2 protein-coding genes are annotated in these 11,333 nt (G+C 77.0%); both read right to left on the bottom strand.

Translation table 11 applies throughout. The features are described 5' to 3' along the window. Positions 1–41 precede the first annotated feature (41 nt). The gene (locus SM793_RS30155) at positions 42–9,746 is read right to left on the bottom strand and encodes a type I polyketide synthase (protein WP_320441478.1); all 9,705 of its coding nucleotides are present in this window, start codon (positions 9,744–9,746) and stop codon (positions 42–44) included. Positions 9,747–10,754: 1,008 nt separating this feature from the next. After that, the gene (locus SM793_RS30150; protein WP_413816065.1) at positions 10,755–11,087 is read right to left on the bottom strand and encodes a DUF4288 domain-containing protein; all 333 of its coding nucleotides are present in this window, start codon (positions 11,085–11,087) and stop codon (positions 10,755–10,757) included. Positions 11,088–11,333 lie beyond the last annotated feature (246 nt).

Genomic DNA, 11,333 nt, shown 5'->3' with positions numbered 1-11,333 from the left:
GCAGCTTCTGCTCGTTGGTGCTCATATCTGCGGTGCCTCTCTCAGGAAATGCCGAGCTCGTTGTCGATGAAGTCGAAGATGTCGTCGTCGCTGACATCGGTGATGCGGGTGGCGAGGTCGCCGTCCCGGCCGTCGCCGTCGTCGTCGCCGTCGCCCTCGGTGGGGGGCGGGCCGGTCAGGCCGGCGAGCAGGGCGGTGAGCCGGTCGACGGCCCCGGCCCGGGCGGCCGGGTCGGCGGCGAGGGCGGTCAGGGCGTGCTCCAGCCGGTCGAACTCGGCTGTCGCGTCAGCGGGTTCCGCCGCTCCGCCCGAAGCGCCCGAAACGGCCGGGGAGACCGGGGTGGCCGGCGGCGGGGCGAGCCGCTCGCGCAGGTGGGCGGCGAGGGCGGCCGGGGTGGGGTGGTCGAAGAGGGCGGTGGTGGGCAGCCGCAGACCGGTCGCGGTGTTGGTCCGGTTGCGCAGCTCGATCACCCCGAGGGAGTCGAACTCGCTGTCCATGAAGCCGAGATCGGGCCGGATCGCGGTCGCGTCCGGGTGGCCCAGGACGGCCGCGGCGGTGGCCAGGACCAGTGCGAGCAGCTGCCGCTCCTGTTCGGCGGGCGGCTGCCCGGCCAGTCGGGCCAGCAGCGCGGCCGGACCGTCGGCACCGCCCCTGGCGGCCGGGCGGGCCCGGTGCCGGGCGAGTCCGCGCAGCACCGGCGCCAGCCGGTCGGCGGGGACGGCGGCCGGGTCGAGCCGGGCGGCCACCAGGGCGGCGTCCGGGACACCGGCGGTGCCGGGGGCGGCCTTCGGGGAGCCGGCCGGCCCGGCCGGGGCGCCGAGCGCGGCGTCGAACAGCGCGAGCGCCTGCTCGTCGGTCATCGGCGCGAGGCCGGTCGCGCCGAGGCGCTCCCGCTCGGCGGCGGTGAGGCCGGCCGCCATCCCGCCCTCGGCCTGCGCCCAGTGGCCCCAGGCGAGCGAGACGGCGGGCAGCCCCCGCACCCTCCGGTGCTGCGCCAGCGCGTCCAGTTCGGCGTTGGCCGCGCCGTAGTTGGCCTGGCCGGGATTGCCCAGCAGGCCGACGGCGGAGGAGAACAGGACGAACGCGGCCAGGTCGTGGGAGCGGGTCAGCTCGTGCAGGTGCCGGGCGCCGTCGGCCTTGGGCCGGCGGACGGTCCGCAGCCGCTCGGCGGTGAGCGAGCCGAGCACGGCGTCGTCCAGGACCCCGGCGGCGTGCACGACGGCGGTCAGCGGCCGTTCGGCGGGGACGGCCGCGAGCAGCGCCGCGACGGCGTCCCGGTCGCCGAGGTCGGCGGCCCGCACGGTCACCCGGGCGCCCGACTCCGCCAGTTCGGCGACGAGTTCGGCGGCGCCGGGAGCCTGCGGCCCCTGCCGGCCGGCGAGCAGCAGGTGCCGGACGCCGTGCCGGGCGACCAGGCGGCGGGCGACGAGCCGGCCGAGGGCACCGGTGCCGCCGGTGACGAGGACGGTGCCCTCCGGGTCGAGCGGGGCGGGCAGGGTCAGCGCGAGCTTGCCGGTGTGCCGGGCCTGGCTCAGCCGTCGCAGCGCCTGCGGGGCCTGCCGGACGTCCTGGGCGTGGACCGGCAGCGGGCGCAGCGCGCCCCGGGCGAAGAGCCCGGCGAGTTCGGCGAGGATCTCGGCGATCCGGTCGGGGTCGACGTCGAACAGGTCGAAGGCCAGGTAGGCGGCGCCGTCGTGGTCGGCGGCGACGGTCGCCGGGTCGCGGGGGTCGGTCTTGCCCATCTCGACGAACCGGCCGCCGGGGGCGAGCAGGCGCAGCGAGGCGTCGGTGAACTCGTGGGCCAGCGCGTTGAGGACGACGTCGACGCCCCGGCCGCCGGTGGCCGCGCGGAAGGCCGGCTCGAAGTCGAGGGTGCGGCTGGAAGCGACCCGGTCGCCGGCCAGGCCGAGCCCGCGCAGCACGCCCCACTTGCCGGGGCCGGCCGTGGCCAGCACCACCGAGCCGCCGTGGCGGGCGAGTTGGACGGCCGCCTGGCCGACGCCACCGGTCGCGGCATGGATCAGGACGGATTCGCCGGACCGCAGCCGGGCGAGGTCGTAGAGGCCGTGGTAGGCGGTCAGGAAGGCGACCGGGGCGGTGGCCGCCTCGGCCCAGCTCCAGCCGTCGGGGACGGGGAGGAGCAGCCGGTGGTCGGTGACGGCGACCGGGCCGAGGGTGCCCTGCACCAGGCCCATCACCCGGTCGCCGGGCCGCAGTCCGGTGACGCCGGGGCCGACCTCCAGGACGGTGCCCGCACCTTCGGCGCCGATCCGGGCGCCGCCGGGGTAGAGGCCCAGGGTGATCAGCACGTCCCGGAAGTTGAGGCCGGCGGCGCGCAGGGCGATCCGGACCTCCCCGGCGGCCAGCGGCCGGCGGGCCTCGGGGGCGGGCAGCAGGGCGAGCGAGTCCAGGCTGCCGGGGGTGGCGGTGTCGAGCCGCCAGGTGTCGGCGGTGCCGGGGTCGAGCCGGTCGCCCGGGCGGGAGCGGGTGAGCCTGGGGACGAGGATCTCGCCCGCCCGCAGGGCGAGTTGGGGTTCGCCGTCGGCGGCGGCGCGTTGTGCGGCGGCGAGGGCCCCGCCGAGGGCGGCGCGGCTCGCGGGGGTGGTGTCGGTGTCCAGGAGGGCGAAGCGGTCGGGGTGTTCGGCCTGGGCGGTGCGGACCAGGCCCCAGACCGCCCCGGCCGCCGGGTCGGGGACGTCCTCGCCGGGGTGGGTGGCGACGGCGTGCTCGGTGAGCAGCGCGAGGGTGCCGGTGTGCGCGGCGTCGAGCCAGCCGTGCAGCAGGGCGAGTGCCTGTTCGGCGGTGCGGACGGGGGCCAGCACGCTCTGCCCGGGGGCGGCCTCGGCGAGGGAGGCGAGGACGGGCGCGGTGGGCTGCTCCTCCACCTGGTCGGTGGAGCCGGCCGGGCCGGCGGAGCCAGTCAGGTCGGAGGGTCCGGCCGGGTCGGTCAGGAGGGCCCAGTCGACGGGCGGCGCGTCGGCGGTGGTGAGCGGGCGCCAGTCCAGCCGGTACAGCGAGTCCGGACCGGCGGCGGCCGGGGCGCGCAGGGTCAGCGCGCCGACGGTGGCGACCGGCAGCCCGGCCGGGTCGGTCAGCTCCAGCGCGACGCTGTCGGGCCCGGCCGGGGTGATCCGGGCCCGCAGGGCGCCGGTCCCGGTGCCGGTGCGGTGGACGGTGACGTCCCGCCAGGAGAACGGCAGCACCGTCCGGTCGGCGTCCAGGACGACGGCGTGCAGCACGGCGTCCAGCAGTGCCGGGTGGAGGGCGTAGGACTCGGCCTCGGCGGCCGGCAGTGCCGCCGGCGCGGTGACCTCGGCGTAGCGCCGCTCGCCGTGGACGGCGGCCCCGGTGAGGCCCCGGAAGGCGGGGCCGTACTGGTAGCCCCGCTCGGCGAGGCGGTCGTAGGCGTCGGCGAGGTCGAGCGGCACGGCGGCCGACGGCACGGCGGCGGCAGGGGTGTCGGTGGGCCCGGTGGGCTCCGCCGGGGCGGCGGCGACGGCCCCGGTGGCGTGGGTGGTCCAGTCGGAGTCCCCGGCGTCCCCGGCCTCGGACTGGGACCGGATCCGCAGCGGTCGGCGCCCCTCCTCGTCGGCGGCGCCCAGCAGCACCTGGAGCCGCACCCCGGCCCTGGCGGCCGTCGGCAGGGCGAGCGGCGCGGCCAGGTCCAGCGTCTCCACCCGGGCGGCACCGGCCCGCAGCGCGGCCTGCACGGCCAGCTCGAGGAAGGCGGTGCCCGGCAGCAGGACGGCGCCGGCCACCACGTGGTCGGCCAGCCACGGGTGGGTCCGCAGGGAGAGCCGGCCGGTGAACAACCAGCCCTCGCTGTCGGGGAGTTCGGTGGCCCCGCTGAGCAGCGGATGGCCGGTCGGGGCGAGGCCGCCGGGGGCGTCGGCGGTGTGCGCGGCCGGCGTGTCCAGCCAGTGCCGGCGGCGCTCGAAGGGGTAGGTGGGCAGCTCGGGGCGGTCGGCCCCGGGGACGGCCGGCAGGGCGGCGGTCCAGTCGACCGGCACCCCGTGGACGTGCAGCCGGGCCAGCGCCTCGGTGACGGTCGCCCGCTCCGGCCGGTCGGCGCGCAGCAGCGCGGCGAACGCCCGCGCGGGCGGGGCGGGGCGGGACGCGTCGGCGTCGGCGAGCGTCTCCTCGGTGAGGGCGGTCAGCACGGGGCCGGGGCCGAGTTCGAGGTAGGCGGTGGTGCCGAGGCGGTCCAGGGTGCGCACGCCGTCGTGGAAGCGGACCGCCTCCCGAATGTGCCGCACCCAGTAGCCGGGGTCGGTCAGCTCCCCGGCCCGGGCGAGGCCGCCGTGCAGGTTGGAGACCACGGGGGTGTGCGGCTCCCGGTAGTCGAGCCGCTCCGCGACCGCCCGGAAATCCGCCAGCACCGCGTCCATGTGCGGCGAGTGGAAGGCCCGGCCGACCGTCAGCAGCTTGACCCGCCGCCCGCGTGCCCGCCACTGCTCGGCCAGCCGGCGGACCTCGGCCGCGTCGCCGGAGAGGACCACGGAGGACGGGCCGTTGACGGCAGCGATCGCCACCCGGTCGGCGAGCCGGGCCAGTTCGGGCGCGACCTCGGCCTCGGTGGCCCCGATCGCGGCCATCGCGCCGTTCGCCGGCAGCGCCTCCATCAGCCGGCCGCGCGCGGCGACCAGCGTCACCGCGTCGGGCAGGGTGAGCACACCGGCCAGGTGCGCGGCGCTCAACTCGCCGATGGAGTGGCCGATCAGCCGCTCCGGGCGCAGGCCGTACGTCTCGACGGCGAGCCGGTGCAGGGCGACGTGCAGGGTGAAGAGGGCAGGCTGGGTGTAGGCGGTGGTGTCCAGCAGGGCGGCCGGACCGGTGCCGGGCGCGGCGAACAGTACCTCGGTCAGCGGAGTCGCCAGGTGCGGGGCGAACAGCTCCGCGATCTCGTCCACGGCGGCCCGGAACACCGGTTCCCCGGCGTGGAGTTCGCGGCCGGCTCCGGGCCGCTGGCTGCCCTGGCCGGAGTAGAGGAAGGCCGGCCCGGACGGGCGGGCGGCCTCGGCCCGGAGCAGGCCGGGCGCGTCCTGCGCACCTTCGGCCAGCGCCCGCAGGGCCTCGGCGCGGGCCTCGGCCCCGCCGCCCAGGACGGCGGCCCGGTGCGGGAAGTGGGTGCGGCCGGTGGCCAGGGCCCGCGCGACGCCGGGGGCGTCGGGCGCGAGCGCGTCCAGCAGCCGGGCGGCCTGGGCCCGCAGGGCGGCGGGCGTCCGGGCCGACAGCAGCAGCGGGGCGTCCGCCCGCGCCTGGACGCCGTCGAGGGGGGCGGTGGGCCCCTCGGGAACGGCGGGCTCCGCGAGCTCCTCCGGCGCGGCCTCCAGGATCAGGTGCGCGTTGGTGCCGCTGATCCCGAACGAGGAGACCGCCGCCCGGCGCGGCCGGCCCGTGGCGGGCCAGGCGCGCGTCCCGGCGAGCAGCTCCACGGCGCCCGCCGACCAGTCGACGTGCGGCGAGGGCGCGTCCAGGTGCAGCGTGCCCGGCAGTTCGCCGTGCCGCAGCGCCTGCACCAGCTTGATCACCCCGGTGACCCCGGCCGCGGCCTGGGTGTGCCCGAGGTTGGACTTCGACGAGCCCAGCAGGACCGGCTGTTCGCCCGGGCCCCGCTGCCCGTAGGTGGCGAGCAGCGCGCGGGCCTCGATCGGGTCGCCGAGCGCGGTACCGGTACCGTGCGCCTCCACCGCGTCCACCTCGGCCGGGGTGAGCCCGGCCGCGTCGAGCGCCTGGCGGATCACCCGCTCCTGCGCCGGGCCGTTGGGGGCGGTCAACCCGTTGGAGGCACCGTCCTGGTTCACGGCGCTGCCCCGCACCAGCGCCAGCACCCGGTGCCCGTTGCGGCGGGCCGCGGAGAGCCGCTCCAGCAGCACCAGCCCGACACCCTCGGCCCAGGCCGTCCCGTCGGCGGCGGCGGCGAAGGGCTTGCAGCGGCCGTCCGGCGCCAGGCCGCGCTGGCGGCTGAACTCGGTGAACATGCCGGGCGAGGCCATCACCGTGGCACCGCCCGCGAGGGCGAGGTCGCACTCCCCCGCGCGCAGCGCCTGCGCCGCCAGGTGGATCGCGACCAGCGAGGAGGAGCAGGCGGTGTCGATGGTGATCGCCGGCCCCTCCAGTCCGAGCGCGTACGCGAGCCGGCCGGAGGCGACGGAGGTCAGGGTGCCGGTGAGGGCGTGGCCCTCGTAGCCGGCGGGCGTCTCGTGCAGGCGCGGCCCGTAGTCCTGCGGCATGACGCCGACGAACACGCCGGTGCGGGTGCCGCGCAGGGCGGCCGGGACGATGCCGGCCCGCTCGGTCAGCTCCCAGGCGGACTCCAGCAGCAGCCGCTGCTGGGGGTCGGTCGCGGCGGCCTCGCGCGGCGGGAGGCCGAAGAAGGCAGCGTCGAACTCGTCGGCGTCGTACAGGAATCCGCCCTGGCGGGTGTAGGAGGTGCCGGGGCGCTCGCCGTCCGGGTCGAACAGGGCATCGAGGTCCCAGCCCCGGTTCTCCGGGAACGGGCCGATGGCGTCCCGGCCGTCGCGCAGCAGCTCCCACAGCTTCTCGGGGGTGTCGGCGCCACCCGGCCAGCGGCCACTGAGGGCGACCACGGCGATCGGGTCGTCCGCCTCGGGGCGCGGTGCGGCGGTTCCATGAGCGGAGCCGGTACCGGTACCGGCTCCTGCACCGGCGGCGTCCGGTCGCTCGGCGAGGAAGGCCGCGACGGCGCGGGGCGTCGGCCGGTCGTACACCAGGCTGGTCGGCAGGGCGCGGCCCACGGAGCCGGCGAGGCGGTCGCGGAACTCGACGGCGGCGACGGAGTCGAAGCCGAGGTCCTTGAAGGTCCGGTCCGGGTCGACGGCCTCCGCCCCGCCGGACTCGCCGAGCACGATCGCCGCGCCCGCGCGGACGGCGGCCAGGGCGGTCGCCTCGTCCAGGGCGGGAGCCTCCGGGCCGTCCGCCGCGGGAACGTCCACGGCCAGGACGTCCGCCGTCGCCTCGAACACCGTCCCCCCGGCCGCCGTGCGGCCCGACCCGGTCGCCACCGCGAGCGGCCCGCCGTCCGGCAGCCAGAGCCGGCGGCGCTGGAACGCGTACGTCGGCAGACCGGTGAGCCGCTGCCCCGGCCCGGACCAGGTGCGCCAGTCGACCGCGCCGCCGCGCACGAACAACTCGGCGACGGAGCCGCCGAACTGGCCGAGGCCGCCGTGGTCGCGCCGCAGCGTGCCGGTGACCGCCGCTGCGCCGTCCGTCAACTCGCCCAGGCCGAGGGTGAGTACGGGGTGCGGGCTGCTCTCCACGAAGGCCCGGTGGCCGTCGGCCAGGGCGGCCCGTACGGCACGGTCCAGCCGGACGGTGCCGCGCAGGTTGCGGAACCAGTACCCGCCGTCCAGCCCGGCGGTGTCGAGCCGGCCGCCGGTGAGCGTCGAGTAGAAGGCGACGGTGCCGGTGCGCGGGCGGATCCCCGCCAGCAGCTCGGGCAGGGACTCGCGCAGCGGCTCCATCTGGGCGGAGTGCGAGGCGTAGTCGACCGGGACGAGCTTGGCCCGCACACCGGCCGACCGGTACTGCTCGACCAGCGCCTCGACGGCCTCCCGCTCGCCCGAAACGACGGTGGAGGAGGGGCCGTTGACGGCGGCGACGCCGAGCAGGGCCGGGTCCGCCGCGGCGGCGATCGCGGCCTCGACCTCGACGACGGGCAGCGGGACGGCGGCCATCGCGCCCCGGCCGGTCAGGCCGAGCCCGGCGATCGCCCGCGAGCGCAGGGCGACCACGGCGGCCGCGTCCGCCAGCGAGAGCGCGCCGGCCACATGGGCGGCGGCGATCTCGCCCTGGGAGTGGCCGATCACGGCGTCGGGCCGCACACCCGCCGCCTCCCAGAGCGCGGCCAGGGACACCATGACGGCGAACAGGGCGGGCTGGACGACGTCGACCCGGTCAAGGCCGGGCGCTCCCTCCCGACCGCGCAGCACCGCGTCCAGCGACCAGTCGACATGCGGGGCGAGAGCCTTCTCGGTCTCCTCGATCTTCGCTGCGAACACCGGTGCGGTGTCGAGCAGTTCACGTGCCATGGCGTCCCACTGGGCACCCTGGCCGGGGAAGACCAGCACGGTGCCGCCGCCCGACTGCGGCACCGGTGAGGGCGGCACCGCCCGGCCCTGCACCAGGCCCGGCAGCTGGCCGCCCGCGGCGAGTGCGTCCAGAGCGGCGAGCAGTTCGGACCGGTCGGTGCCGGTGACGGCCGCCCGGTACTCGAAGGCGGTCCTGCTGGTGGCCAGCGCCCGCCCGAGGTCCGTCGGCGCCAGCTCCTCCCGCTGGGCCGCGAACTCCCGCAGCCGGACGGCCTGTTCGCGCAGCCCGCCCGGGGTCCGCGCGGACAGCGGCCACAGCGCCGGCCACGGCGCGGGCTCCGGCGCTCCGTCGTCGTCCTTGTCTTCGCCGTCGCCCGCACCGGCGGCGGCCGGGGCCGTCTCCGGGGCGTCGGCGACCAGGACATGAGCATTGGTGCCGCCCACGCCGAAGGAGCTGACCCCGGCGATCAGCCGGCCCTCCGGGTCCGGCCACGGACCGGACCCGGTGCGGACGGCGAGGCCGAGCCGCTCGAAGTCGATGTCCGGGTTCGGCGTACGGAAGTTGAGGCTGGCGGGCAGCCGGCGGTGGCGCACCGCCAGGACCGTCTTCAGCAGGCCGACCAGGCCCGCCGCACCCTCCAGGTGGCCCACGTTGGTCTTCGCGGACCCGACCAGCAGCGGGCGGTCCGCCGGACGCCCCGCGCCGAGGGCGGCACCGAGGCCGGCGGCCTCGACCGGGTCGCCGACCCGGGTGCCGGTCCCGTGCAGTTCGACGTACTGCACCAGGCCGGGCGCGACCTGCGCGCGCCGGGCGGCGGCGCGGACCACGGCGGCCTGGGCCTCGGCGCTCGGCACGGTGAGCCCGTCCGTCCCGCCGTCGCTGTTGACGGCGCTGCCGAGCAGGACGGCGTGCACGGGGTCGCCGTCGGCGACGGCGCGGGCGAGCGGCTTCAGTACGAGCAGCACCGCGCCCTCGCCGCGTGCGTAGCCGTCGGCCCCGGCGTCGAAGGTGGCGCAGCGGCCTTCGGGCGACAGGGCGCCGAACCGCTCGACGGTGAGGGTGGACTCGGGGGCGAGGTTGAGGTTGACCCCGGCGACCAGGGCGACGTCCGACTCGCCGGTGCGCAGGCTCTCCAGCGCGAGGTGGACGGCGACCAGCGAGGAGGACTGCGCGGAGTCGACGGTGAGGCTGGGACCGCGCAGGTCGAGGGCGTGCGAGACCCGGTTGGCGATCAGGCCCCGGTTGACGCCGGTGAGGCTGTGCCGGGTGATCGCGTCGGCCCCGGTGGTGAGAGTGCTCCAGTCCCCGGCGATGGCGCCGACGAAGACACCGGCGCGCCGGCCGGCCAGGGCGGCGGGGAGGATGCCCGCGTCCTCCAGGGCCTCCCAGGCGAGTTCGAGGACGAGTCGCTGCTGCGGGTCGGCGGCGGCGGCCTCGCCGGCGGCGAGGCCGAAGAACTCGGCGTCGAAACGGTCGACCTGGTCGAGCCAGCCGGCGGCCAGGCGCGGCAGCGCCGAGTCGGCGAACCGGCCCGGCGGGACGGTGCCGACGCTGCTGGTGCCGCTGTCGAGCAGCTGCCAGAACGCCTCGGGGTCCGCCGCGCCGGGCAGGCGGCAGGCGGCGCCGACGACGGCCACCGCCTCCGGCGGGCCGGACTGCGGTGCGGACGGGTCGAGGGGTTCCAGGGGCGCCATGGTCGTTCCACTCCTGAGGGCCGGCGGCTCGGGTGACGGACCTCAGCGTTCCGTGGCACCCCGCCCACCGGCCCCCTAGCCAACCCCTGTCGAACCCCTATGGCACCCCCGACCAGCTCGGGAATCGGCCTCCGACCGGCCCGGGCGGGCCGTCACCGCCGCCCCGCCGACGGCCCGTGACCATCGGCCGACGGTCCGTCATCACCACCGTCATCACCACCGTGGGCCGCTCCCCGCCGACCGACTGCTCGGGAACGGGCACTGTCCGGCGACCGCCTCCGGCAGCCCCGGGGCGGCGAATGGGCCGGGCTCTGCGCGAGCGAGCCGCACGCCCTCGGCCCAGCGACCGGAGGGTGGGGCGGGCGCCACGGGCACCGGGGGGAGGGGGCGGGACCAAGGCCGGGGCCGGGAGCCGGGACCGGGACCAAGGCCAGCGCGGGCCGCGCCCGGGGCAGAAGGCCAGGCCGCAGTACCGAAGCCACGCCGTCCGACGGGGTCGCGACCGGGGCGGGAGCCCAGGAAGTCGAACCGGCCGACTTCCCACTCGGTCCCGTGGGCCGGCCGGCTCACGGGACAGCGCGTATCTGTGTGACCGTGCTGCCACGAATCCCGAGTGGCCGCTTACCCGGCAAGCGGCCACCGGAACGCGCTGTTCGTGCGGGCCTCCTCATCGGTGGTCGAGGGTGGTTGCCCCTCGCTCGGCCCGAGCGAGGGGCAACCGATCGGGCCGAAGGCCGGGCGGGGCAGGAAGTCGACACCGCCGACTTCCTGCCCCCGGGGTACGTCGTGAAGCCGTTTCCGGTGGCTCCTTGCTCCACGCAAGGAGCCACCGAAACACACTGAGGGCCGTTGAGCAGCATCCCGAAAGCGCCGGGGCGGAGTAGTAGGAAGCCGAACGGGCCGACTTGCTCATAGGGTGCGACGGCTCCAGCCGCGCCCACTGCCGGTGTGTCAGATTCCCTCGCGCCACACCATGATCATTGTCAGTCAAGATCTACTTCGGCAACATCACTCGCTGATCCGAGTGTGTGCCGATCCCGAGTCGTAGCGGTCGAGAAAGGCGTTCTCCGGGAGGTCGAGCGCATGCAGCTTGGAGAACACCTCCGTACCGACGCCTACCGCCTCGTCGACGCCGGAGATCCGGTACGCCTGCACCATGTCCAGGACTTCAAGACCACCCTCCCCGGCGTACTCGGCCGACTCCCGCTCGGCCAGTTCGACGGCCTCGTCGAGGGACCGTGCCCGGAACAGCACGACACGCTCCTCGTAGGGACGGTTTTCCCAGGTCAGCCATCTGTAGAAGGTTCTGGCGCTGTACCACGCCTCCGGCTCTTGCCTCATTGTGGTCTGCCATTCCCTCGCGCCAGACCATGATCGTCGCAAAGAGAGATCTACTTTCGCAACAGGCCCTACTCCCCGGATTGATCGGCTCAGAGGTCAGCGCATACCCGTGTGCGCTTGCCGCTACGAATTTCCGGTGGCCCCCTTGCTGAGCCCCAGGGGCCACGGGAACGCTGCCCGTTCTGCGGGCTTCCCCGGCTCCCGTGAGGGCCGTGGCCGCTATGCGTGGACAGTGGCGGGGCCCGC

Origin of the sequence: Kitasatospora purpeofusca, assembly GCF_034043715.1 — a bacterium.
GTDB lineage: Bacteria > Actinomycetota > Actinomycetes > Streptomycetales > Streptomycetaceae > Kitasatospora > Kitasatospora purpeofusca_A.
Note: the sequence above shows the minus strand (reverse complement) of the source record. Positions and strands in the feature narration are given on the sequence as shown.